Source organism: Streptomyces sp. NPDC058052 (assembly GCF_042885515.1).
Taxonomy (GTDB): domain Bacteria; phylum Actinomycetota; class Actinomycetes; order Streptomycetales; family Streptomycetaceae; genus Streptomyces.
On the sequence record NZ_JBHVRX010000039.1, the window covers coordinates 24,932 to 48,324 of the forward strand.

Annotated in this window: 24 protein-coding genes and 1 other RNA gene; 14 read left to right on the forward strand and 11 right to left on the reverse strand. The window is 75.0% G+C overall.

What is annotated here, in order from left to right; all coding sequences use genetic code 11:
• Window positions 1-3: 3 nt before the first annotated feature.
• Entirely contained in the window at window positions 4-1,236 is a 1,233-nt protein-coding gene (locus ACFVU3_RS34800; protein WP_390072717.1) for a hypothetical protein, read from the reverse strand.
• A gap of 239 nt (window positions 1,237-1,475) precedes the next feature.
• Here ACFVU3_RS34800 and ACFVU3_RS34805 point away from each other — a divergent pair, with 239 nt between their 5' ends.
• From ACFVU3_RS34805 to ACFVU3_RS34825, 5 genes are all read left to right on the forward strand, one after another.
• Window positions 1,476-2,510 carry an ABC transporter substrate-binding protein gene (locus ACFVU3_RS34805; protein ID WP_390072719.1) on the forward strand — a complete coding sequence of 345 codons (1,035 nt, stop codon included), beginning with the start codon at window positions 1,476-1,478 and terminating at the stop codon, window positions 2,508-2,510.
• A 69-nt stretch (window positions 2,511-2,579) separates the two neighbouring features.
• Window positions 2,580-3,398 carry a Nif3-like dinuclear metal center hexameric protein gene (locus ACFVU3_RS34810; RefSeq protein WP_390072721.1) on the forward strand — a complete coding sequence of 273 codons (819 nt, stop codon included), beginning with the start codon at window positions 2,580-2,582 and terminating at the stop codon, window positions 3,396-3,398.
• Window positions 3,395-4,138 carry a zinc ribbon domain-containing protein gene (locus tag ACFVU3_RS34815; protein WP_390072788.1) on the forward strand — a complete coding sequence of 248 codons (744 nt, stop codon included), beginning with the start codon at window positions 3,395-3,397 and terminating at the stop codon, window positions 4,136-4,138. Before ACFVU3_RS34810 ends, ACFVU3_RS34815 begins: the two co-directional genes overlap by 4 nt.
• Window positions 4,138-5,553: a bifunctional RNase H/acid phosphatase gene (locus ACFVU3_RS34820; protein WP_390072723.1), complete on the forward strand. Its 1,416-nt coding sequence runs from the start codon at window positions 4,138-4,140 to the stop codon at window positions 5,551-5,553. Before ACFVU3_RS34815 ends, ACFVU3_RS34820 begins: the two co-directional genes overlap by 1 nt.
• A gap of 51 nt (window positions 5,554-5,604) precedes the next feature.
• Window positions 5,605-6,408 (forward strand): GNAT family N-acetyltransferase, encoded by an 804-nt coding sequence (locus ACFVU3_RS34825; RefSeq protein WP_390072725.1) that lies wholly within the window; start codon window positions 5,605-5,607, stop codon window positions 6,406-6,408.
• On the opposite strand, the gene eda is transcribed toward ACFVU3_RS34825, so the two are convergent.
• Entirely contained in the window at window positions 6,392-7,069 is a 678-nt protein-coding gene (eda, locus tag ACFVU3_RS34830; RefSeq protein WP_390072727.1) for a bifunctional 4-hydroxy-2-oxoglutarate aldolase/2-dehydro-3-deoxy-phosphogluconate aldolase, read from the reverse strand. The genes ACFVU3_RS34825 and eda overlap by 17 nt on opposite strands.
• A 63-nt stretch (window positions 7,070-7,132) precedes the next feature.
• Window positions 7,133-7,900 (reverse strand): peroxide stress protein YaaA, encoded by a 768-nt coding sequence (yaaA, locus tag ACFVU3_RS34835; RefSeq protein WP_390072729.1) that lies wholly within the window; start codon window positions 7,898-7,900, stop codon window positions 7,133-7,135.
• Between the two features lie 96 nt (window positions 7,901-7,996).
• On the opposite strand from yaaA, the gene ACFVU3_RS34840 reads away from it, so the two are divergent.
• The gene (locus tag ACFVU3_RS34840; RefSeq protein ID WP_390072730.1) at window positions 7,997-9,445 is read left to right on the forward strand and encodes an RNB domain-containing ribonuclease; all 1,449 of its coding nucleotides are present in this window, start codon (window positions 7,997-7,999) and stop codon (window positions 9,443-9,445) included.
• On the opposite strand, the gene ACFVU3_RS34845 is transcribed toward ACFVU3_RS34840, so the two are convergent.
• Both ACFVU3_RS34845 and ACFVU3_RS34850 read right to left on the reverse strand, forming a co-directional pair.
• Window positions 9,390-10,253 carry a hypothetical protein gene (locus ACFVU3_RS34845; protein WP_390072732.1) on the reverse strand — a complete coding sequence of 288 codons (864 nt, stop codon included), beginning with the start codon at window positions 10,251-10,253 and terminating at the stop codon, window positions 9,390-9,392. The two genes, ACFVU3_RS34840 and ACFVU3_RS34845, sit on opposite strands and share 56 nt — an antisense overlap.
• Window positions 10,240-11,004, reverse strand: coding sequence for a MerR family transcriptional regulator (locus tag ACFVU3_RS34850; RefSeq protein WP_390072733.1), 765 nt, complete (start codon window positions 11,002-11,004; stop codon window positions 10,240-10,242). The genes ACFVU3_RS34845 and ACFVU3_RS34850 overlap by 14 nt, the downstream gene beginning before the upstream one ends.
• A 102-nt stretch (window positions 11,005-11,106) precedes the next feature.
• On the opposite strand from ACFVU3_RS34850, the gene rnpB reads away from it, so the two are divergent.
• Window positions 11,107-11,505: RNase P RNA component class A (rnpB, locus tag ACFVU3_RS34855), an RNA gene on the forward strand.
• Between the two features lie 42 nt (window positions 11,506-11,547).
• Here rnpB and ACFVU3_RS34860 read toward each other — a convergent pair.
• Entirely contained in the window at window positions 11,548-11,982 is a 435-nt protein-coding gene (locus ACFVU3_RS34860) for a hypothetical protein (RefSeq protein ID WP_390072735.1), read from the reverse strand.
• A 159-nt stretch (window positions 11,983-12,141) separates the two neighbouring features.
• Here ACFVU3_RS34860 and ACFVU3_RS34865 point away from each other — a divergent pair, with 159 nt between their 5' ends.
• Window positions 12,142-12,474, forward strand: a complete 333-nt coding sequence (locus ACFVU3_RS34865) for a nuclear transport factor 2 family protein (RefSeq protein ID WP_390072737.1) — start codon at window positions 12,142-12,144, stop codon at window positions 12,472-12,474.
• Between the two features lie 4 nt (window positions 12,475-12,478).
• Here the strand turns inward: ACFVU3_RS34865 and ACFVU3_RS34870 are convergent, their stop codons facing one another.
• Window positions 12,479-13,222 carry an SDR family oxidoreductase gene (locus ACFVU3_RS34870; protein WP_390072739.1) on the reverse strand — a complete coding sequence of 248 codons (744 nt, stop codon included), beginning with the start codon at window positions 13,220-13,222 and terminating at the stop codon, window positions 12,479-12,481.
• A 167-nt stretch (window positions 13,223-13,389) separates the two neighbouring features.
• On the opposite strand from ACFVU3_RS34870, the gene ACFVU3_RS34875 reads away from it, so the two are divergent.
• Entirely contained in the window at window positions 13,390-15,021 is a 1,632-nt protein-coding gene (locus ACFVU3_RS34875; protein ID WP_390072741.1) for an alkaline phosphatase D family protein, read from the forward strand.
• Here ACFVU3_RS34875 and ACFVU3_RS34880 read toward each other — a convergent pair.
• Entirely contained in the window at window positions 15,008-16,009 is a 1,002-nt protein-coding gene (locus ACFVU3_RS34880; protein WP_390072743.1) for a Gfo/Idh/MocA family protein, read from the reverse strand. The two genes, ACFVU3_RS34875 and ACFVU3_RS34880, sit on opposite strands and share 14 nt — an antisense overlap.
• 77 nt (window positions 16,010-16,086) lie before the next feature.
• On the opposite strand from ACFVU3_RS34880, the gene ACFVU3_RS34885 reads away from it, so the two are divergent.
• From ACFVU3_RS34885 to ACFVU3_RS34895, 3 genes are read left to right on the forward strand one after another with little or no spacing between them, the layout of a single operon-like run.
• Window positions 16,087-17,373, forward strand: a complete 1,287-nt coding sequence (locus ACFVU3_RS34885; RefSeq protein ID WP_390072789.1) for a Bcr/CflA family multidrug efflux MFS transporter — start codon at window positions 16,087-16,089, stop codon at window positions 17,371-17,373.
• 15 nt (window positions 17,374-17,388) lie between these two features.
• Window positions 17,389-17,877, forward strand: a complete 489-nt coding sequence (locus ACFVU3_RS34890; protein WP_390072745.1) for a hemerythrin domain-containing protein — start codon at window positions 17,389-17,391, stop codon at window positions 17,875-17,877.
• A 9-nt stretch (window positions 17,878-17,886) separates the two neighbouring features.
• Window positions 17,887-18,873: a small ribosomal subunit Rsm22 family protein gene (locus ACFVU3_RS34895; protein ID WP_390072747.1), complete on the forward strand. Its 987-nt coding sequence runs from the start codon at window positions 17,887-17,889 to the stop codon at window positions 18,871-18,873.
• On the opposite strand, the gene ddaH is transcribed toward ACFVU3_RS34895, so the two are convergent.
• Window positions 18,870-19,700 (reverse strand): dimethylargininase, encoded by an 831-nt coding sequence (gene ddaH / locus ACFVU3_RS34900; protein WP_390072749.1) that lies wholly within the window; start codon window positions 19,698-19,700, stop codon window positions 18,870-18,872. The two genes, ACFVU3_RS34895 and ddaH, sit on opposite strands and share 4 nt — an antisense overlap.
• 179 nt (window positions 19,701-19,879) lie before the next feature.
• On the opposite strand from ddaH, the gene ACFVU3_RS34905 reads away from it, so the two are divergent.
• Both ACFVU3_RS34905 and ACFVU3_RS34910 read left to right on the forward strand, forming a co-directional pair.
• A complete protein-coding gene (locus tag ACFVU3_RS34905) occupies window positions 19,880-20,503 on the forward strand; it encodes a TetR/AcrR family transcriptional regulator (RefSeq protein WP_390072750.1) in 624 nt (207 codons plus the stop codon).
• Window positions 20,504-20,615: 112 nt separating this feature from the next.
• On the forward strand, window positions 20,616-21,392 hold the full coding sequence (locus ACFVU3_RS34910) for a bifunctional DNA primase/polymerase (protein WP_390072751.1): 777 nt from the start codon (window positions 20,616-20,618) through the stop codon (window positions 21,390-21,392).
• Between the two features lie 118 nt (window positions 21,393-21,510).
• Here the strand turns inward: ACFVU3_RS34910 and ACFVU3_RS34915 are convergent, their stop codons facing one another.
• On the reverse strand, window positions 21,511-22,548 hold the full coding sequence (locus ACFVU3_RS34915; protein ID WP_390072753.1) for a hypothetical protein: 1,038 nt from the start codon (window positions 22,546-22,548) through the stop codon (window positions 21,511-21,513).
• Window positions 22,508-23,386 (reverse strand): iron uptake transporter permease EfeU, encoded by an 879-nt coding sequence (gene efeU / locus ACFVU3_RS34920; protein WP_390072755.1) that lies wholly within the window; start codon window positions 23,384-23,386, stop codon window positions 22,508-22,510. The genes ACFVU3_RS34915 and efeU overlap by 41 nt, the downstream gene beginning before the upstream one ends.
• Between the last annotated feature and the right edge of the window lie 7 nt (window positions 23,387-23,393).

A 23,393-nucleotide genomic window follows, 5' to 3' on the forward strand; every position in this document is an offset into this window, starting at 1 on the left:
AGTCTAACCAGCGGGTTTACGGTCCGTCAGGGGCGCCTGCTGGAGCGGCACCGGCCGGCAGGCGCGCGGCGGCCCGGGCTCCCCGCCGGCCCCCGCCGACGGCGCCGCGGCGGTCTCCGCCGCCCGCGCGCCCGGCTCCGGCTCCGCCTCCCGCGGCACCGGGAGCCCGGCCAGCGCTCCCGGCTCCGGATCCGCCTCCCGCGGCACCGGGAGCCCGGCCAGCGCGCACGGCAGCTCCTCCGTCGAGCACGGCAGCCGCAGTATCCCCTCCGGCGACCAGGTCCCCGCCCCCGCCACCCACCCGGGCGGCGCCGCCACCTGCTGCATCCGCCGCCCCGACGGCCGCCACAGGCCGACCCAGCTGCCGCCCGCCGCGTCGATCCGCAGCGCCACCCCGCAGCTCTCCGGCATCAGCACCTGCCCCGGCTGGATCGCGAAGGGCGTCACCGCCGCGTCGTCCAGCCGCAGGCACTCCGGGAACCGCACCGGCAGCAGACTCCCCAGCACCCCCCAGCCCAGCCGCTCGTGCCCCGGTGACGGCGCGTCCGAACGGATCAGCAGCAGCCCGCTGTCCGGGTCGGCGAGCAGCAGCCGGTCGTGGCTCGCCCCGGTGATCTGGAGCAGCGGCGACACCTCGCCGCCCCGCTCCAGGTCCACCGCCACCGTCTTCACCGGCCCGTCGCCGAGCCGCCGGTCGAGGGCGAGTATCCGCCCGGTGCGGTCCAGCCAGACCCCGCCCGCGCAGTGCCCCGGCAGCTCCGCGACCCGCTCCGGGCCGAAGGCCCCGCCCGCCACCAGCCAGAGCGTGGTGGAGTCCGGGCCGGCGTGCATCGCGTACGCGCAGATGCCGTCCGGGGACGGCGGCAGCAGCTCCACGCGCCCCGGGCCCGGGGCCTCCACCGAGCCGAGCCGCAGCTCGCCGGTGCCGGGACCCGTCGGGTAGAGCAGCGAGAAGGTGTGGCGCCGTCCGTCCACCCGGCGGCACACCAGGACCCGGCCGTCGGCCAGCGGCAGCAGCCGGGTGTCCGGCTCCTCGGGCTGGTCCAGCGGGAGCGGGACGGCGTACGGCTCCGGGCCGTCGAGCGTCCACCGCTCCGCGTACAGGGCGTCCCCGGAGCCCGCGAGCCTGGCCCCGTACGCGCCGTTCGCCGTGATCGCGAATCCCGCCGCGGGGCGGACGGCCGTCCTCTCGCGGTCGCCGTCCTCGGCCGTGGTCTCGATGGCACACGCTGTCATCGACTCGTCACCTCCGGCCACGAAGCTAGTTTTCGCACTTCCAGCCGAACAACACGAGCCCCCGCACTTCACACATAAGGATGGCGGTCCGCGGGTTCCATTGAGCGGAGGGGCCGATTGTGCTGACGGGGCCAGGGGTACGTAAGGTAAGGCGAACCTAAGCGGATTCTGTGACTCCGCCGTGAGCCGCCCGTCCGTCGTCCCACCTCGACGTCCGCCATCGAAGAGGAGCCCTCCCGATGTCCCTCCGCCGCCGCGGCACCGCCGCCGCCGTCGCCCTCGCCGCCGCGCTCTCCCTCGCGGCCTGCGGAGGCGGCGACTCGTCCGACGCCTCCACGAAGGAGGACACGGCGAAGAAGAAGGACGTCGCCACCGGCGGGAAGGACTTCGGCGACGCCGCCGCCAGGACCGCCGCCCTGGGCACCGACGCGAAGCCCGGCCAGTTCCCCCGCACCCTCACCCACGCCATGGGCAAGAGCGAGCTCAAGGCCGCCCCCAAGCGGGTCGTCGTCCTCGACGTCGGCGAGCTCGACAACGTCGTCTCCCTCGGCGTCCAGCCCGTCGGCTACGCCCCCTCCGAGGGCGACGACGGCATCCCCGGCTACCTCGCGAAGGACGCCGGCGCCCCCAAGTCCGTCGGCACCATCAACAACCTCAACCTGGAGGCCATCGCCAACCTCCAGCCCGACCTCATCCTCGGCAGCCAGCTGCGCGCCGCCGACAAGTACGACGAGCTGTCGAAGATCGCGCCGACCGTCTTCTCCATCCGCCCGGGCTTCACCTGGAAGGAGAACTACCTCCTCAACGCCGCCGCGCTCGACAGGACCGCCGAGGCGAAGGAGAAGCTCGCCGCCTACGAGACCAAGGCGAAGAAGCTGGGCGAGGACGTCGGCCCGAACAAGCCGGTCGTCTCGATGGTCCGCTACCTCCCGGGCAAGATCCGCCTCTACGCGAAGGCGTCGTTCATCGGCACCATCCTGGAGGACGCCGGCCTGCCCCGCCCGAAGAACCAGCAGATCGACGAGCTGGCCGCCGAGATCAGCCCCGAGAAGATCGACCAGGCCGACGGCGACTGGATCTTCACCGGCGTCTACGGCGACGCCAAGGCGACCAAGAAGGACGCCGCCCAGGGCAACCCGCTCTGGAAGAACCTCAAGGCCGTCAAGGCCGGCCAGGCCAAGGACGTCCCGGACGAGACCTGGTACCTCGGCCTCGGCGTCACCGCGGCGAACAGCGTCCTCGACGACCTGCGCGCCGACCTGGTGAAGAAGTAGGGACACCGGGACGCCCGGTCGTCCACGGGCCAGGACGGCGGGGCACGGAGGACAGGTAGCCTTTCCTCCGTGCCCCGTCTGTCTGAAGTCATCGCCGAGCTCGACGCCCTCTGGCCGCCCCAGCGGGCCGAGCAGTGGGACGCCGTCGGCACCGTCTGCGGCGACCCCGACGCCGGGGTCACCCGCGTCCTCTTCGCCGTCGACCCCGTCCAGGAGATCGCGGACGAGGCCGTCGCCCTCGGCGCCGACCTGATCGTCACCCACCACCCGCTCTACCTGCGCGGGACGACGACGGTCGCGGCGGGCCACTTCAAGGGCCGCGTCGTGCACACCCTGATCAAGCACGACATCGCCCTGCACGTCGCGCACACCAACGCCGACACCGCCGACCCCGGCGTCTCCGACGCCCTCGCCGGCGCCCTCGACCTCCGCGTCACCGGTCCGCTCGTCCCCGAGAACAACCTCGGCCGGATCTGCGAGCTCGACCAGCCGGAGACCCTCGCGCAGTTCGCCGCGCGCGCCGCGAAGCGGCTGCCCGCCACCGCGCAGGGCGTCCGGGTCGCCGGCGACCCGGAGATGACCGTCCGCCGCGTCGCCGTCAGCGGCGGCTCCGGCGACAGCCTCTTCGACGCCGTGCGGGCCGCGGGGGTGGACGCCTTCCTCACCGCGGACCTGCGCCACCACCCCGTCTCCGAGGCCACCCAGCACTCTCCGCTCGGTCTCGTCGACGCCGCCCACTGGGCCACCGAATGGCCCTGGTGCGAGCTGGCCGCCGCCCAGCTCGACGAGATCTCCGACCGCCATGGCTGGGACCTCCGGGTCCACGTCTCGAAGACGGTCACCGACCCCTGGTCCTCCCACCACACCTCTCCTGGAGCCCCCAACTGAACGCCGCGCCCGCCGACCAGATCCGCCTCCTCGACGTCCAGGCCCTGGACGTCCGCCTCCAGCAGCTCGCCCACAAGCGCAAGGCGCTGCCCGAGCACGCGGAGATCGAGGCGCTGACCAAGGACCTCACCCAGCTGCGCGACCTGCTCGTCGCCGCGCAGACCGAGGAGAGCGACTGCTCCCGCGAGCAGACCAAGGCCGAGCAGGACGTCGACCAGGTCCGCCAGCGCGCCGCCCGCGACCAGCAGCGGCTCGACTCCGGCGCCGTCTCCTCCCCGAAGGACCTGGAGAGCCTCCAGCGCGAGATCACCTCGCTCGCCAAGCGCCAGGGCGACCTGGAGGAGATCGTCCTGGAGGTGATGGAGCGCCGCGAGTCCGCCCAGGAGCGCGTCGCCGAGCTCACCGAGCGCACCGCCGCCGTCCAGGCCAAGGTCGACGACGCCACCGGCCGCCGGGACGTCGCCCAGTCCGGTCTGGACGAGGAGGCCGCCGGCGTCGCCAAGGAGCGCGAGGTCGTCGCCGGCACCGTCCCCGCCGACCTCATCAAGCTGTACGAGAAGCTGCGCGAGCAGCAGGGCGGCGTCGGCGCGGCCCGCCTCTACCAGCGCAAGTGCGAGGGCTGCCACATCGAGCTCAACATCACCGAGCTCAACGAGGTGCGCGCCGCCGCCAAGGACACCGTCGTGCGCTGCGAGAACTGCCGCCGGATCCTCGTCCGCACGGCGGAGTCCGGCCTGTAATGCGCGCGCTCGTGGTCGAGGCGGACGGCGGCTCCCGGGGCAACCCCGGACCCGCCGGTTACGGTGCCGTCGTCCTCGACCCGGCCACGGGCGAGACGCTCGCGGAGGCCGCCGAGTACATCGGCGTCGCCACCAACAACGTCGCCGAGTACAAGGGCCTCATCGCGGGCCTGCGCGCCGCCCTGGACCTGGCGCCCGACGCCACGGTCCGGGTCAGGATGGACTCCAAGCTCGTCGTCGAGCAGATGTCGGGCCGCTGGAAGATCAAGCACCCCGACATGAAGCCGCTGGCGGCGGAGGCCGCCCGCGCCTTCCCGCGCGACCGGGTCACCTACGAGTGGATCCCCCGCGAGCGCAACAAGCACGCCGACCGGCTGGCGAACGAGGCGATGGACGCGGGCCGGCGCGGCGAGCAGTGGACGCCGTCCGCCCGCGACGGCGCGGCCGCGCGCAACGCGGCGGCGCCGCCCCCGTCCGGCCCGCCCGGCGACGCGGCGGCGGGCGCCGCCCGCGCCCGTGCGGCCCTGTCGGCCGCCGGTGCCGCCGCGACCCCGCCCGCGGCGGGCGGCGCCGGCGCGGCCGTGGGGAACGGGTGGGCACAGCCCCCGGTGCCGGGCACCGCCCCCCAGGACCCGTCCGCCGCCGAGCCCGCGCCGGCACCGGCCGCCGCACAGACGCCCGCGGCCGCGGCCCCCACGCCCTCGGCCGCCGCACAGACACCCGCGGCCGCGGCCCCCACGCCCTCGGCCGCCGCCCAGGCGCCCGCGGCCGCCGCGCCGCCGGACATGGCCGCCCCCGCCACCTTCGTCCTCCTCCGGCACGGGGAGACGGCGCTCACGCCCGAGAAGCGGTTCTCCGGGAGCGGGGGGAGCGATCCCGAGCTGTCCGAGGCGGGACGCCGCCAGGCCGCCGCCGTCGCCGAGGCGCTCGCCGCGCGCGGCACCGTCCAGCACATCGTCAGCTCGCCGCTGGTCCGCTGCCGCCAGACCGCCGAGGCCGTCGCCGCCCGCCTCGGCCTCGACGTCGTCGTCGAACCCGGGCTGCGCGAGACCGACTTCGGCGCCTGGGAGGGCCTCACCTTCGCCGAGGTCCGCGCCCGCCACCCCGAGGACCTCGACGCCTGGCTCGCCTCCGCGAAGGCCGCGCCCACCGGCGGCGGAGAGAGCTTCGCCGCCGTCGCCCGCCGGGTGGCCGCCGCCCGCGACCGGCTGGCCGCCGCCCACGCGGGCCGCACGGTCCTCCTCGTCAGCCACGTCACGCCCATCAAGACCCTGGTCAGGCTGGCCCTCGGCGCCCCGCCGGAGTCCCTGTTCAAGATGGAGCTGTCCGCCGCCTCGCTCTCCGCCGTCGCCTACTACGCGGACGGCAACGCCTCCGTACGGCTCCTCAACGACACCTCGCACCTCCGGCGCTGATGTCCGGGAAACCGGTGGCGGACACCCCCGCCCCTGGACCACCATCCCGGCATGAGCTGGCACTTCACCTCCGACCCGGAGGTCTTCCGCGCCGCAGCCGGCGCCCGTCTCGCCGCCGAACCGGCCCGCAACACCGCCGTGCTGACCCTGATGGACGGGGCGGAACGGCTCGGCTGGTGGACCGCGCCGGACGGGACCGTCACCGGGGTCCTCGCCGAGTCCCCGGCCGGCATGCCGTCCCTGGGCGCGATGCCCGACGAGGCGGCCCGGGCGCTGGTCCTGCCCGACGGCGACGAGCCGCTGGAGGTGCGCGGCGAGACCGCGGCGGTGGAGGCGTACCTCGACGCCACCGGCCGCGCCGCGACCCCGCTCGCGCGGATGCGGCTCTTCCGGCTCGGCGAGCTCACCCCGCCCGACCCGGCCCCGGCCGGCCGCTCCCGGCCCGCGACCGAGGCGGACCTCCCGCTGCTCGGCGCCTGGACCACGGCCTTCGTCCGCGCCATCGGCGAGGAACCCGCGGCCGACTACACCGGCTTCCTCACCGAGCGCGTCAGCGAGGGCCGGCTCCACCTCTGGGAGGCGCCCGGCGGACAGGCGGTGTCGATGGCCGCCGTCTCCCGCACGATCGAGGGCCAGGCCCGCGTCCACCTCGTCTACACCCCGCCCGCCGAGCGCGGCCGGGGCTACGCCGCCGGGGCCACCACCGCGATCAGCCGCGCCGCCCTCGACGCCGGGACCGCGCACGTCCTCCTCTTCACCGACCTCGCCAACCCCACCAGCAACGCCCTCTACCGGCGCCTCGGCTACCGCCCGGTGACCGACCACCTCGGCGTCCGGCTCACGCCCCGGGGGTAGCTCCCCCGGCTCCCGCCGCGGTCCCGGCCGTCCGCAGCCCGGCCGCCTTCCGCGCCAGCGCCTCCACCCGGCCCCAGTCGCGGGCCGCGAGCGCGTCCGGCGGCAGCATCCAGGTGCCGCCGACGCAGGCGACGTTCGGCAGGGCGAGGTAGGCGGGGGCCGAGGCGGCCGAGACACCGCCCGTCGGACAGAAACGGGCCTGCGGCAGCGGACCCGCCAGGGACCTCAGATACGGGACGCCGCCCGCGGCCTCGGCCGGGAAGAACTTGAGCTCCGTGACGCCCTCCTCGACCAGCGCGAGCACCTCGGAGGCGGTCGAGACGCCCGGCAGGAACGGCACGCCCGACTCCCGCAGCGCCCCGAGCAGCCGTCCCGAGCACCCCGGGCTCACCAGGAACCGCGCGCCCGCCCGCACCGCGCCGGCCGCGCCGGCCGCCGAGACCACCGTCCCCGCGCCGACCACCGCCTCCGGCACCTCGGCCGCGACGGCCCGCACCGCGTCGAGCGCGGCCGGGGTGCGCAGGGTGACCTCGATCAGCGGCAGCCCGCCCGCGACCAGGGCGCGGGCCAGCGGCACGGCGTCGGCGGCGTCCTCGATCACCACGACCGGGACGACGGGGGCGTGCGGGGCGAGCGCGAAGAGACCGGGGGTGCTGAGCATGGCCTCATCCTGCCCAGCGCCCCCAGCGCACGCAACGACCGTTGCGGAGAATGCAACGGCGGCTCAGTGGATCTCGTCCACCAGCACGTCCAGGGCCCCCGCCTTCGCGCCCGTCTCCACCACGTACCCGAGGTCCCGCAGCGCCTCCACCAGCTCCGCCGGCGTGCCCGGGGCCGCGTCCGCCTCCAGCAGGCTCCGCACGATCCGGCCCTTCGTCGCCTTGTTGAAGTGGCTGACCACCTTCCGGGTCGGCGCGTGCAGCACCCGCACCGTCGCGGTCCGCGCCGCCGGCTCGCCCTTAGGCTTCCACGCCGTCGCGTACGCCGACGACCGCAGGTCCAGCACCAGACCGTCCCCGGCCGCCTCCGGCAGCACCGAGGCCATCGCCCCGCGCCAGTGCGCGCCCAGCGCGCCGAGCCCCGGCAGCTTCACCCCCATCGAGCAGCGGTACGACGGGATCCGGTCCGTCACCCGCACCGCGCCCCACAGCCCGGAGAAGACGAGGAGCGAGGCCCCGGCCCGCTTCCGGGCGGCCGCGTCCAGCGTGGCCAGGCCCAGCGCGTCGTACAGCACACCGGTGTAGATCTCCCCGGCCGGGCGGGCGCCGGCCGTGCGCAGCCCGACGTTCTTGGCGACCTCGCCGCGCAGCCCCTCGCTCAGGCCCAGCACCTCGCGCGCCTTCTCCTCGTCGGCGGCGCACAGCTCGACCAGCTCGTCCAGGACGGCCGCCCGCGCCTCCGCGAGCCCGGGCAGCGACAGCGACTCCGGCTTGAGCGGCGCCCCGGACCCGGAGGGGGCCTTGCCTTCGGAGGGCGGCAGCAGCACGAGCACGGTGGTTCTCCTTCATGCGGACGGGAACGGGGATGCGGCCCCGGCATGCCAGCGTACGAGGTGCCGGGCACCGTCCCCCGCCCTACGCTCGGTTCCATGCCCCGCCGCCACATCCACGTGACCGGCGCAGCCGAGGCTCCGCTGCGGGCCGCCCTGCGCGCACTCCGTACCGAGCTCGCGGTCCCCGAGGGCTTCCCGCCCGCCGTCCTCGCCGAGGCCGAGGCCGCCGCGAAGAACCCGCGCCTCCCCGCGTACGACGCCACCGACCTGCCGTTCCTCACCATCGACCCGCCCGCCTCCACCGACCTCGACCAGGCCATGCACCTGGCCCGGCGGGCCGACGGCGGCTACCGCGTCCACTACGCCATCGCCGACGTCGCCGCCTTCGTCGCGCCCGGCGGGGCGCTCGACGCCGAGGCCCACCGCCGGGTCCTCACCCTCTACTTCCCCGACGGCAAGGTCCCCCTCCACCCGCCGGTCCTCTCCGAGGGCGCCGCCAGCCTGCTGCCCGGCGAGACCCGGCCCGCCCTCCTCTGGCGGATCGACCTCGACGCCGAGGGCCGCAGGGTCGCCACCGACCTGCGCCGCGCCCTCGTCCGCAGCCGCGCCAAGCTCGACTACGAGGGCGTCCAGCGGCTCATCGACTCCGGCACCGCCGAGGAGCCCCTCGCCCTCCTCCGTGACATCGGCCGGCTCCGCGAGGAGCGCGAGATCGAGCGCGGCGGGATCTCCCTCGACGTGCCGGAGCAGGAGATCGTCGAGCTCCCCGGCGACCACACCTACACGCTCGCCTACCGCGCGCCCGTCCCCGCCGAGGGGTGGAACGCGCAGATCTCCCTTCTCACCGGCATGGCCGCCGCCGACCTCATGACCGCCGCCGGCACCGGCATCCTGCGCACCCTGCCGGTCGCCCCCGACGGGGCCGTCGCCCGGCTGCGCCGCTCCGCCGAGGCGCTCGGCGTCGCCTGGCCGCACCACGTGCCGTACGCGGAGGTGGTCAGGAACGCCGACCCCACCGATCCGCGCCAGGCCGCCTTCCTCCAGGAGTGCACCGCCCTGCTGCGCGGCGCCGGCTACACCGTCTTCACCGACGGGCAGCTCCCCGACCCGGCCGTCCACGCGGCCGTCGCCGACGAGTACACCCACTGCACCGCGCCGCTGCGCCGGCTCGTCGACCGGTACGCCTCCGAACTGTGCGTGGCGGCGGTGGCCGGGAACGAGCCGCCCGAGTGGGTGCGGGCCGCGCTCCCCGGCCTGCCCGACACCATGGCGGCCGGCTCGCGCCGCGCCAACACCGTGGAGCGGGAGAGCGTCGACATCGTCGAGGCGGCGCTGCTCAGCGGCCGGGTCGGGGAGCTCTTCGACGCGTACGTGATCGACGTCAAGGAGCGGGAGCCGTCCGTCGGCACGGTCCACGTCGACGACCCGGCGGTCGTCGCCCGGGTCGCGGGCGGCACCGCCGCGCTGCCGCTGGGGGAGTGGCTGCGGGTCAGGCTCGCGGAAGCGGATCCGGGGCGGGCGAAGGTGCTGTTCGCGCCCGCGTGAGCGCGACGGCGTCGCGCACCGCCGCGTACAGCGCCCCGGGGTCGTCGGCGTGCAGCCGGACGGTCGTCACGGGCCGGACCCGGCCGAGCAGCCCGACGACGTCGACCGGCTCGCTCAGCTCCAGGGTGACGGAGGTCTGCGACCCGACCGCGAGGTTCAGCTCGCCGTCCTTCTTCTCGTGGGTGAAACGGTTCTCGCGGCGCACGGCCGCGATCCGGTCCAGCGGGACGGACACGTCCACGTGGGCGGCCTGCCGGGCCCGGAGCCGGCCCCCGGCGAGCACGTGCGGCCGGGTGACGGAGGCCGCGTGCAGCCCGAGGACGAAGAGGACGGTGTACACGTCGAGGACGAGGACGACCGCGTGGACCACCGGCCACTCCGCCAGCAGCCACGACATGCCGGCCGTCTCGACCAGGCAGACGAAGGCGAAGCCGTACATGAGGGCGGCCTGGTCCCGGGCGTGCGGGAACACCCCCGCGGCGCCCGCCGTCCCGTGCGGCCGCCGCGCCACCCACCGCCCGAGGCTCGCCATCAGCGCCAGCTCGTGCCCGATCAGCCGCAGCACCCGCTCCGGCACGAGCTCCGCCAGCGCCTCCCGCCGCGAGAGACCGCGCCGCCGCAGCCGCAGCCACACCACCGCCTCGGCGGCGAGCAGCGCGACCATGACCAGCTCCGCGCCGGCGAGCACCGCCCCCGGTATCCGCACCCCGCCGAGCAGCAGCACCAGGACCACCAGCTCGGCCGGGAGCGCCGCGTACGCCACCCCGCGCAGCACCCGCAGCACGGGCCCCCGCTCACCGCCCGCCATGACCGCCACCCTCCTGCCGCTCCTGGACCAGCCCGAGCGCCCGCCGCACGACGGCCGCCTGGGCGGGCGCGAGATCCGCGAAGAACACGTCCGCCAGCCCGCCGGATCCCTCCGCGGGCAGCTCGAAGCCGCCGATCCCGTCCGGCAGCGCCCCGGCGAGCGCCCGCGCGGCCTCCTCGACCCGGGGGTCGTCCACCGGGGCGCCGGCCAGCGCGTCGAGGAGCCCGTACACGTGCCCGGCGCTCCCGGCGACCTCGTGCATCAGCTCCATCAGCCGCGCGCGCTCCTCCTCGGGCACGACGGTGTCGAGGAGCGCGAGGATCTCCCGGTCCTTCACGGCCATCGGCGAGTCCGGCAGCTCGCCGACCCCGGCGAGCAGCGCGGCCAGCTCCGGCGAGACCGGCCCCTCGGCGGTGATCCGCCCGGCCCTGGCCTCGGCGAGCAGCCCGGTGAGCCGTGTCCGCCGCGCGCGGATCACCGCCTCCTGGCGTGCGAGGTCCGCGTCCAGCTCCTCCAGCACCTCCACCAGCTCCCGCCCCTCGTCGTCCGCGAGCACGTCGCGCACCTCGTCGAGCCCGAGCCCCAGCTCGGTCAGCCGCCGCACCCGCGCGAGCAGCACCGCGTCCCGGATGCCGTACTCCCGGTAGCCGTTGGGCAGCCGCTCGGGCTCGGGCAGCAGACCCAGCCGGTGGTAGTGCCGCACCGCGCGGGGGGTGACCCCGACCAGGGCGGCGATCTCTCCGATACGCATGACCTCAGTAGAAACCCTGACGCTACGACAAGGTCAAGCGCCGTCCCGCCGGCTCCGTCCCTCCGGCTCCGTCCCGCCAGGTAGCATGGTCGGCACGGCAGACGAGCCGGGCGGGCGGCCGCGTGGGGGTCTTCGGATCCCCCCGAGGAACGTCCGGGCTCCACAGAGCAGGGTGGTGGCTAACGGCCACCCGGGGTGACCCGCGGGACAGTGCCACAGAGAACAGACCGCCGGGGGCCTCGGCCCACGGTAAGGGTGAAACGGTGGTGTAAGAGACCACCAGCGCCTGAGGTGACTCAGGCGGCTAGGTAAACCCCACCCGGAGCAAGGTCAAGAGGGGACACCCCGGTGTCCCTGCGCGAATGATCGAGGGCTGCTCGCCCGAGTTCGCGGGTAGACCGCACGAGGCCGGCGGCGACGCCGGCCCTAGATGGATGGCCGTCACCCCGACGACCGCGAGGTCCCGGGGTACAGAACCCGGCGTACAGCCCGGCTCGTCTGCCCCTCAGGGCCCCCTCGGGGGCCCTTCGTGGCGTCCGGGGCTCAGACCAGGACCTCCACCGTCCAGTGGGGCGCGCGGTCGTCGGTGCGGATGACGATCGGTCTCGGGGTGGCGGCGGGGTCCTCGAAGAGGTCGCGGCCGAGGGCGAGGCCGTTCTGCGTGATGACGTAGGTGCCCGTGCCGAGGCCGGCGAGCTCGGTGACGGGGATGGTGCCCTCGGGGGTGACGCGCTGGAGGCGCCAGACCGAGGCGGGGGAGTCGTCGGGGCGGACCAGGGCGGGGGCGCGGTCGCTGCCGGGGGCGGTGACGGAGTCCTCGGTGCCCTTGACGGTGAGGCGGAAGCCGCCGTCCGCCCGGCCGAGCGCCCACTCGGCGGTGCGGTGCCCGTCGGCCGGGAAGCCGACCAGTCTCCCCTCGTGGACCCCGACCGGGACCCCCTTCGCGTACAGCCTGACGATCCGGTCGTGCTCCGACATCGCTCCTCCAGCGGGGACGGGGGCCTGGCCCCCCGATACTGCACGGGACGGCGGCCGGGCCGCCGGAGGCTGCCGGGGGGCCGGTACGGGGCTCGCCCGACTGGCCCATCCCGGGCGCCGGAGCGGGGCGCCGGGCCCCGCGGCGGGTACGGCTGGTCCATGACCCTTCCCGTGGACCGCCTCACCGAGCCCGCCGTGCGCGCCTTCGTCGCCGCCCTGAACGCCAACGACCGGGCGGCCTTCGCCGACGCGCTCGCGCCCGGCGCGACCATGTCCGACGACGGGTCGGAGCGGGACCTGCGGGAGTGGACCGAGCGGGAGGTCTTCTCCTCGCGCGGGCGGATGGAGGTGGAGAGCGAGGAGGAGGACGGCCTCGCCCTCGTCGCCACCTACAGCAACGACACGTGGGGGGCCATGCGGACCGCCTGGCGGTTCACCGTCGAGGGAGGGAAGGTGTCCCGCTTCGAGACGGGGCAGGCCCCCGCGGAGTGAACCGTCAGCCGCGGCCGATGTACGGCATCGCCGTGGCCATGACCGTGGCGAACTGCACGTTCGCCTCCAGGGGGAGGGCCGCCATGTGGACCACCGTCGCGGCCACGTCCGCCGCGTCCATCACCGGCTCGGCCGCCAGCCCGCCGTCGGCCTGGAGGATGCCGGTCTGCATGCGGGCCGTCATCTCCGTGGCAGCGTTGCCGATGTCGATCTGACCGCAGGCGATCCGGTACGGGCGGCCGTCCAGCGACAGGGACCTGGTCAGGCCCGTCATCGCGTGCTTGGTGGCCGTGTACGCGATCGAGTGCGGGCGCGGCACATGGGCGGAGATCGAGCCGTTGTTGATGATGCGGCCGCCCTGCGGGGACTGCTCCTTCATGGCCCGGAAGGCGGCCTGGGCGCAGAGGAAGGCGCCCGTCAGATTGACGTCGACGACCGCGCGCCAGGTGTCGTAGGACAGCTCCTCGACCGGGGTGCCGCCGCCGGCGAACGTCCCCGCGTTGTTGAAGAGCAGGTCGACGCGGCCGAAGCGCTCCCGTACCGCGCCGAAGAGGGCCGCCACCGCCTCCGGTGACGTCACGTCCGTCGGGACGCAGAGGACGCGGTCGTCCGCCAGGCCCCCGGCCGTCTCCTCCAGCGGTGCGAGCCGCCGGCCCGCGAGCGCCACCGACCAGCCCGCCTCCGCGAGTGCCCGCGCCACGCTCCGGCCGATGCCCGAACCCGCTCCCGTCACCACAGCGACGCCCATGCCGAACCCACCTTCCAGCTTCGTGTCGCCCCCGGCCGCGCAGCGTACGCCAGACGCGTGCCCCATGAACTCATCCGTCCGACACGTGGATGACCTGTCCCCGACAATGCGATGTCGCCCCGGACCCCTCGAATACCGACGGACACCAACCGTCAGGGGAGGGGCACATGACACCCGCACCGCAGCACAGCGAGGAACTCCGCGCCGCCGCACGCCACTTCGGCCGCCGCCGGTTCCTCACCGTCACCGGCGCCGCCGCCGCGCTGGCCTTCGCCACCCAGCTGCCCGCCGCCGGCACCGCCGCCGCCGCGGAGCTGGACGGCCGCCGCATCACCGAGGACCCGTTCACCCTCGGCGTCGCCTCCGGCGACCCGCACCCCGGCTCCGTCCTGCTGTGGACCCGGCTCGCCCCGCGCCCCTTCGAGCCCGGCGGCGGCCTGCCCGCCGAGCGGGTGTCCGTCCACTGGGAGCTCGCCCGCGACGAGCGCTTCGCCCGGCCCGTGCGGCGCGGACGCGCCACCGCGCACCCGGAGTTCGGCCACACCGTGCACGTGGAGGTCGAACACCTGGAGCCGGGACGGGAGTTCTTCTACCGCTTCCGGGCGGGGGAGTGGACCAGCCCGACCGGGCGGACCCGCACCGCGCCCGCGCCCTGGGCCCGGCCCGCCGGGCTGCGGCTCGGCGCGGTCTCCTGCCAGGCGTACCACGACGGGTACTTCACGGCCTACCGGCACCTCGCCGAGGAGGACCTCGACGTCGTCCTCCACCTCGGCGACTACCTGTACGAGTACGCCGTCAACGCCACCGGCGGCGCCCGTGCCTACACCGACCGCACCCTCCCGGCCGTCTTCAACCGCGAGACGATCACCCTGGAGGACTACCGGCTCCGGTACGGCCTCTACAAGACGGACCCCGACCTGCGGGCCGCGCACGCCGCGCACCCCTTCGTCGTCACCTGGGACGACCACGAGACCGAGAACAACTACGCGGGAGGCATCCCCGAGAACGGCGTCCCGCCGGAGGAGTTCCTGCTCCGCCGCGCCGCCGCCTACCGCGCCTACTGGGAGCACCAGCCGCTGCGCCGCCCCCAGCTCCCCGAGGGACCGGACATGCGGCTGTACCGGCGGCTGCGGTTCGGCCGGCTGGCCCAGTTCGACATCCTCGACACCCGCCAGTACCGCTCCGACCAGGCGTACGGCGACGGCTGGCAGGTCCCGGGCCCGCTCTCCGAGGACCCGTCCCGCACGATGACCGGCGCCGCCCAGGAGCGCTGGCTCCTCGACGGCTGGCGCGCCTCCGACGCCCGCTGGAACGTCCTGCCCCAGCAGGTCGTGTTCGCCGAGCGCCGGGACCGCTCCACCGCCGACTTCAAGCTCTCCATGGACTCCTGGGACGGCTATCCGGCCTCGCGGGGGCGGATCCTCGCGGGCGCCGAGTCCGCCGGGGTGGAGAACCTGATGGTGCTCACCGGCGACGTGCACGTCGGCTACGGCTTCGACCTCAAGGCCGACTTCCGCGACCCCGGCTCCCGCACCGTCGGCACCGAGATCGTCGCCACCTCGATCGCCAGCGGCAAGGACGGCGCCGACCGCCCGTCGAACTACGACAAGCTCATGCAGGCCAACCCGCACCTGAAGTTCTTCAACGGGCGGCGCGGCTACGTCACGGTGGCGCTCACCGAGGAGAGCGCCCGCGCCGACTTCCGTACGGTCCCGTACGTGACGACGCCGGGCGCCCCGGTCACCACGGCCGGCTCCTTCGTGACGGAGGCCGGCGACCCGGGCCTCACCCCCGCGTGAGCGCCGCCTCCTGCGGATAGCGGACGCCGACGCGGTCCCGCACCGCGTCGAGCGTCCGCATCACCGCGAGCGTGCCGTCCAGCGGGACCAGCGGCGACTCGGTCTCCCCGGCCCGCAGGCAGCGCATGACCTCGGCGGCCTCGTGGCGCAGCGAGTGCGGGTCGTCCGTGTTCGCGAACTCCTCCGGCTCGGCCCCGTTCCGGTGCAGCGTGAACCGCTCCGGGAAGAAGAAGCCGCGCGGCACGTCGATCCGGCCCTCCGTGCCCGTCACCGAGGCGGTCAGCGGGGTGTCCGCCTCCAGCGAGCAGGAGAGGAGCGCCGAGGCGCCCGACTCCCAGCCCAGCAGCATGGCCGTGTTCAGGTCGACGCCCTCGGGGGAGATCCGCGCGTGCGCCCGCACCGAGTCCGGCTCGCCGAGCAGCAGCTGGGCGAACGACACCGGGTAGACGCCCAGGTCGAGCAGGGCCCCGCCGCCGACCGCGGGGTCCCGCAGCCGGTGGTCCGGGCCGAAGGGGCCGGCGAGCCCGAAGTCGGCCTGGACGGTCCGCACCTCGCCGACCGCCCCGTCCCGGACCAGTTCCGCGAGGCGCCGGATCAGCGGGTTGCAGTACATCCACATGGCCTCCATGAGGAAGAGGCCGCGGTCCCGGGCGAGGCCGACCAGTTCCTGGGCCTCCCGGGCGTTCAGCGTGAACGCCTTCTCGCACAGGACCGCCTTGCCGGCCTCCAGGGCGCGCCCGGCCGCCTCCCGGTGGGCGTGGTGCGGGGTCGCCACGTACACCACGTCCACCTCGGGGTCGGCGAAGAGGCCGTCCCAGCCGCCGTACGCCCGCGCGATCCCGAACCGGTCGGCGAAGGCCCGCGCCGACGCCTCCGTGCGGGACGCCACCGCCACCACCTCGGCGCCGTCCAGTTCCGCGAGATCCGTCGCGAACCGCTCGGCGATCCCGCCCGTCGCGAGAACGCCCCACCGTATGCCGTCGCTCATGCGTGCCACCCCACTGGTTTCGCCCTGTCCGATCGAGCTGAGAGCATAGGCAAGGTTTCAACGAAATGGAGCAGTCGATGCCGGAGAGCGGCCAGAAAACAACACAAGGACACATAACCGGACCGTCCCCGGCCGCTCCCGCCCCCGCCGCCCGGCGGGCGGGACTCCTCGTCACCCTCGTCCTCGGCGGACTCACCGCACTCCCGCCGCTGTCCATGGACATGTACCTCCCGGCCCTGCCGGAGGTCACCCGCGCGCTGACCGCCCCCGCCGCCACCGTCCAGCTCACCCTCACCGCCTGCCTCGCCGGCATGGCCCTCGGCCAGCTCGTCGTCGGCCCCATGAGCGACAAGTGGGGCCGCCGCCGGCCCCTCCTCGCCGGCATGGTCGTCTACGTCCTCGCCACCGCCGTCTGCGCCTTCGCCCCCAGCGCCGAGCTCCTCATCGCCTTCCGGCTGCTCCAGGGCCTCGCCGGCGCCGCCGGCATCGTCATCGCCCGCGCCGTCGTCCGCGACCTCTACGACGGCGTCGAGATGGCCCGCTTCTTCTCCACCCTCATGCTGATCTCCGGCGTCGCGCCGATCATCGCGCCGCTCATCGGCGGCCAGATCCTGCGGATCACCGACTGGCGGGGCGTCTTCCACGTCCTCGCCGTCATCGGCGTCCTCCTCACCCTCGTCGTCTGGCGCTTCCTCCACGAGACCCTCCCCCCGGAACGCCGCCAGCAGGGCGGCGTCGGGCAGGCGCTGAGGACCATGCGGGGACTGCTCGCCGACCGCGTCTTCACCGGCTACATGCTCGCCGGCGGCCTGGCCTTCGCGGCCCTCTTCGCCTACATCTCCGCCTCGCCGTTCGTCGTCCAGGAGATCTACGGCGCCTCCCCCCAGACCTTCAGCCTCCTCTTCGGGCTGAACTCCATCGGGCTCGTCGCCGTCGGCCAGGTCAACGGCAAGCTCCTCGTCGGCCGGGTCAGCCTCGACAAGGCGCTCGGCTGCGGCCTCACCGTCATCCTGCTCGCCTCGGCGGCGCTGCTCCTGATGACCACCGGCGTCTTCGGCGAGGTCGGCCTCGTCCCGATCGCCGCCGGACTCTTCGTCCTCATGTCCGCGATGGGCCTGGCCATGCCGAACACCAACGCGCAGGCGCTGATGCGCACCCCGCACGCCGCCGGCTCCGCCTCCGCGCTCCTCGGCACCTCCTCCTTCCTCATCGGCGCGATCGCCTCGCCGCTCGTCGGCATCGCGGGCGAGCGGACCGCCGTCCCCATGGCCGTCGTCCAGCTCGTCTGCGCGGCCGCCGCGCTCGCCTGCTTCCTGCTGCTGTGCCGGCCCTGGCGCGCCGCCCGGGAGAAGACCGGGATCTGATGTGACGATCCCGGGATGTGCCACTACTGCGGTTGCCGCGACATCCCGCTGATCAAGGAGTTCATCGCCGAGCACGAGGCCGTCACCGACCTCGGCGGCGACGCGGTCCGCGCCCTCGGCACGGGCGACCGCGCCCGGGCGGCGCTCCTCGCCGCCGAGATGGCGGTGCTGCTGCGCCGCCACTGGGCGGGCGAGGAGGCGGGCCTCTTCCGGGTCATGGCCGAGAACGAGGAGTACGCGGGGTACGTGGCGGCGCTCGCCTCCGAGCACCGCGCACTCGACGCGTTCCTCACCGGCCTCGACCTGGAGGACGCGGCGCAGCGCGCGGCCTTCGCCGCGGCGGTCGACGAGCTCCACCACCACATCGCCAAGGAGGAGGACGGCCTCTTCCCCGCGTCCCTCACGGAGCTCACGGGCCCCCAGTGGAACGAGGCGATGACCGCCTGGAGCGAGGTCCACGGCCGCCCCGTCGCCCCGGCCGGGGCGGGCGACGGCGCCGCCTAGACTGGGTCGGTGAACGAAACCGCCGCCTCCGCCGAGTCCCTGCGCGCCGCCCTCGCCGGGCTGCTGGACGGGCTGCCGCCCACGCAGGCCGCGAAGGCCGTGGACCGGCTGATCACGCACTACCGGGGGGCGACACCGACCGACGCGCCCGTGCTGCGGGACCGCTCGGACGTGGCCGCCTACGCCGCCTACCGGATGCCCGCCACCTTCGAGGCCGCCCGCGGGGCGCTGGACGCGCTGCGGGACGCGGCGCCGGAGTGGGTCCCGGCGACCCACACCGACGTGGGCGGCGGGACGGGCGCCGCGAGCTGGGCGGTCGCCGAGGCGTGGGGCGACGCCCCGCCGCGCACCACCGTCCTCGACTGGGCCGAGCCCGCCCTCGTCCTCGGGCGCGAGCTGGCCGGCGGGGTCCTGGACGCCGAGTGGCGGCGCGAGCGCATCGGCACGGCGCTGCGCCTCGCCGAGACCGACCTGGTCACCGTCTCGTACGTGCTCAAGGAGCTGACCGAGGCCGACCGGACCGCGCTCGTCACCGAGGCGGCCCGGGCGGCGCGCGGCGCCGTCGTCGTCGTCGAGCCCGGCACCCCCGACGGCTACGAGCGGATCATCGCCGCCCGGTCCGTGCTGATCGACGCCGGCCTCACCGTCGCCGCGCCCTGCCCGCACAGCGGCGCCTGCCCGATCGAGCCCGGCACCGACTGGTGCCACTTCTCGGCGCGGGTCAGCCGCTCCTCGCTGCACCGGAAGGTCAAGGGCGGCTCGCTGCCCTACGAGGACGAGAAGTACGCGTACGTCGCCGCCACCCGGTTCCCCGTGCGCCCGGCGCCCGGCCGCGTCGTCCGCAGGCCGCAGATCCGCAAGGGCCTCGTCCTGCTCGACCTCTGCGCCCCGGAGGGACTCGGCCGCGAGACCGTCACCAAGCGCCACGGACCCCTCTACAAGCAGGCCCGTGACGCCGAGTGGGGCGACTCCTGGCCGCCGGAGGACGGAGCCTAGGGCCGTAGCTCCTGGGTGCAGCACTTCACGCTGCCGCCGCCCTTGAGGAGTTCGCCGAGGTCCATGCCGAGCGGCTCGAAGCCCCGGTCCCGCAGCGGGCCGAAGAGGCCCGTCGCCGTCTGCGGGAGCAGCACGTGGCGGCCGTCGCTGACCGCGTTGAGCCCGAGGGCCGCCGCGTCCTCCTCGGTCGCCAGGAGGGCGTCGGGGAAGAGCCGGGCGAGGACGGCCCGGCTGCCGGGGGAGAAGGCGCCGGGGAAGTACATGACCTCGTCGCCCGCCTCGTCGAGGACGCACAGCGCCGTGTCGAGGTGGTAGTAGAGCGGGTCCACCAGCTCCAGGCCGATCACCGGGCGGCCGAAGAACTCCTGGGCCTCGCCGTGGGAGAGCGGGCTGGAGCGGAAGCCGGTGCCGGCCAGGATCCACGAGGCGGTGACGGCGAAGTCGCCCTCGCCCTCGTTGACGTGCCGGGGGATCCACAGGTCCTCCTCGGCCCAGCCGTTGCCGCGGAACCAGGCGAGGTGCGCGTCGGCCTCCGCGGTCCGCTCCGGGTATGCGAACCGGGCGCCGAGCACCCGTCCGCCGACGACGGTCGCGCCGTTCGCCGCGAAGACCATGTCGGGCAGCGCCGGGTCGGGGGCGAGGAGTTCGACGGTGTGGCCGAGGGCCCGGTAGCGGTCGCGCAGGTCCTCCCACTGGGCGAGGGCGAGCGGCAGGTCGACGGGTTTCGTCGGATCCATCCACGGGTTGATGGAGTACGTCACCGAGAAGTGCGCGGGTGGGCACATCAGGTAGCGGCGGGGCGAGGACTCGCGCGGAGTGGGGCGCAATCGGGCCTCCTCACGGACGGGCGGCCCGCGGGGCGGGCCGTGGATCGGTGGAGCCATGGTCCGCCGTCGCGGCCCCGCGCGCAGTGGACCGTTCGGGTGGTTCGTCCCCCGCACACCTGGTCGACGCCCGGGCCAGGATGGCGAGACGTATCGTCTCGCCTGGTGGTAGGTTGGGCGCCATGTCCGCACCCAAGGCCCCCGACGCCTCCCGCCGCAGCGAGCGCTCCCGCCGCGCCATCTTCGACGCCGCCCTCGCCCTCGTCTCCGAGACCGGCTACGCGAAGACCACCGTCGAGGGCATCGCCGCCCGCGCCGGGGTCGGCAAGCAGACCATCTACCGGTGGTGGCCCTCCAAGGCGGCCGTCCTCCTCGACGCCTTCCTCGACCTCGCCGCCCGCGCCGCCGAGGAGGCCGGCGCCGCGGAGGGACAGACCGAGCTGCCCGACACCGGCGACCTCGCCGCCGACCTCCGGCTCGTCCTGCGGGCCACCGTCGACGAGCTCACCAACCCCCGCTACGACGCCCCCACCCGCGCCCTCGCCGCCGAGGGCTCCACCGACCCCGAGCTCGGCGCCCGCTTCACCGAGGCCCTGCTCGAACCCCAGCTCCAGGTCTTCGCCCGCCGCATCGAGGCCGCCCAGGCCGCCGGCCAGGCCGATCCCGGCGTGGACCCCCGGCTCGCCACCGAACTCCTCGTCGGCCCCCTCCACCACCGCTGGCTCCACCGCACCGGCCCCCTCACCCACGCCTACGCCGACGCCCTCGTCGACCTCGCCCTGCGCGGCCTCACGCCCCGCCCGTGACGAGCGTGAGCGTCGTCACCGGCCCCCGGTTCCCCACTCCGGTCACCCGGGGAGCAGGATGGTGGGACCATGGGCAGAGCCGAACGGGCGAGCATGAGGTGTGAGGGGATAGATGGGCGACGGCATCGGCCGCTACCGCGGCACGGAGAGCAAACTCGCACAGTGGCTGCGCAGGCGCCCGAAACGCACCGCGGCCGACGACGGGAACACCCGCGAGACGCTGCTCCTGGCCATCGCCGCCGCCGGCCTGCCCCTGGCCCCCGCCGCCTACCCCGTCGGCTACAGCTGTTCCTGTGAGCGGATCGGCTGTCCCACCCCCGCCCGCCACCCGGTCTCCTTCGCCTGGCAGACCCAGTCGACCACCGACCGCGCGCAGATCGAGCGCTGGGCGCGGAACGAGCCCGAGGCGAACTTCATCACTGCCACCGGCATGGTCCACGACGTCCTCGACGTGCCGCTGTCCGCCGGCCGCGCCGCCCTGGACCGCCTCCTCGCCGAGGGCGTCGAGGTCGGACCCGTCGCCGAGTCCCCGGACAGCACCGGAGACGGCGGCCGGATGCTCTTCTTCACCGCCACCCGCGGCACCCCCGAGGACGAGGACGAGTGGTGGCCCTGCGAGCTGGACTGCCACCCCGAGACCATGGACGAGCATCCCGGCCTGCGCTGGCACTGCCGGGGCAGCTACGTCCTCGTCCCGCCCGCCCGGCTGCCCGGTGACGAGGACGACCACCCGGTCGTCGGCTGGGTCCGCGGCCCCGAGCACGCGCTGCCCGACCCGCTGAACCTCCTGGAGACGCTCACCGAAGCCTGCGCCCGGCACGCCGCCGAGCGGAAGGCCGACGGCGACGAGCACACCGCCCACGGCGTCGCCTGGCCCCTCACGCGCTGAGTCCCCGCCCGCCGCACCCCGCCCCCGGAGCCGTACCGGGCGGGCGGCAGGCGACCGCTCCGGACCGGAGCCGGGGACCCGTCCGGGATTCCCGCCCGGCCCGCCGCCCGGACCGGACCTACGAGCCCTCGACGGACACCACGCCCTGGAGCCGGCCCGCGAAGGTGACCGCGTCCCGGTCCGCGCCCGCCGGCTTCACCAGGACGGCCTGGCTCGACACCCACTCCTTGGTCACCGTGTTCACGATCTCGCCCTTCATCAGGGCCCGCAGCTCCGCGCCCAGCTTCGGCCGGTAGCCCTTCGCCGTCGTCTGCCGCTCGAAGTGCCGGCTCGCGAAGAAGACCAGCGCCCCGCCGTCCTTCGTCCCCAGCGCCAGCGGCGCGAAGTCGCCCGTGTCGGCGGCCCGGTCGATGAACTGGGTGGCCAGGCCCGGCCGCTGGGCGGTACGGGCCCGCTCGTCGCGCCACTCGCTCGTGTGCGGACCGGCGGCGAACGGGCTCTCCCCGCCGTCCTTCAGATACGCGGCGTACCGCTCGCTCAGCGTGCCGGGGGCGACCGCGACCGCGTCCGAGCCGGCCGCGACGCTCACCTCGTCCCCCTCCGCCTCGGCGAATTCGGGCATCTCGTCCTGGCCGAGGATCACCAGGTGGGCGGCCTTCCACGCCTCGTCCGGGCCGTTCCTGACGAAGGCCACCAGCCAGCGGTTGTCCGCCCCGGACGTGCCGTCGTCCCGGTTCGCGTCGGTGTCCGCGACGAACCAGCGCGGCCAGCCCGCCTTCCTGGGGACCAGGAAGCGGGCGTCGCTCAGCTCCAGCGGCTTGTGGCGCGGATTGCCCTCCGGCTGGGTCACCGACTTCGCCTTCAGGCCCGCCTGGTTGATCGCCCCCAGCGGGCCGGTCACCTGGCGGGCGTCGAGCGCCGGGTCGTTGGCCTTGTCGGCCCGGTTGAAGGCGGTGACGAAACCGGCCAGTGCCGCCGTCGCCTCCTCCGCCGTCGCGCCCGGCACGACCGCGGTCTCGCCGTGGACGGTCACACAGCCGCTCGCCGTCAGCGCCACGGCGGTCGCCGCGGCGACGGTCGCCAGGGCCCTCGCGGGACGCCCGCCCCGCCGCTCCTCAGACCGCCGGGTCTGCCGTTCCGGCCTCAGCCTTCTCATCGGTCGCCTTCTGCTTCTCCACGCGCACGGACGGACCCGACCCTATCGGGGCGAGGAAGAGCGCGAGCGCCGGGATCAGATACAGCGTCCACACCGTGACCTGAAGGACCGTCGGGTCGGGCTGGAAGTTCAGGACGCCCTTGAGGAGCGTGCCGTACCAGCTGTCCGGCGGGACCGTCGCCGAGACGTCGAACGCCTTGTCCGCGAGGCCGCCGAGGAAGCGCGCCTCCTGGAGGTCGTGCACGCCGTACGCGAGCACGCCCGCCGCCACCACGACCAGCATCCCGCCGGTCCAGGTGAAGAACTTCGCCAGGTCGATCCGCACCGCGCCCCGGTAGAAGAGCCATCCCAGCAGCACCGCCGTCGCCAGGCCCAGCACCACACCGGTCAGCGGCGCGTGGCTGCCGTCGGAGGAGGCCCGTACCGACGCCCACACGAACAGGGCGGTCTCCAGCCCCTCCCGGCCCACGGCCAGGAAGGCGGTGGCGACCAGCGCGCCGGTGCCCATCGCCAGGGCCGCGTCCAGCTTGCCGTGCAGCTCCGCCCTGAGGTGCCGGGCGGTCTTCTTCATCCAGAAGACCATCCACGTCACCAGGACGACGGCGAGGATCGACAGCGAGCCGCCGAGCAGCTCCTGCGCCTCGAAGGTCAGCTCCTGCGAGCCGAACTCCAGGCCGGCGCCGAAGGCGAGCGCGATGCCGACGGCCACGCCGATGCCGGCCCAGACCGGCTTCAGGGCGTCCCGGCGGCCGGTCTTCACCAGATAGGCGATGAGGATGCAGACGACGAGGCTGGCCTCCAGCCCCTCGCGCAGGCCGATCAGATAGTTGCCGAACACGGCGGAT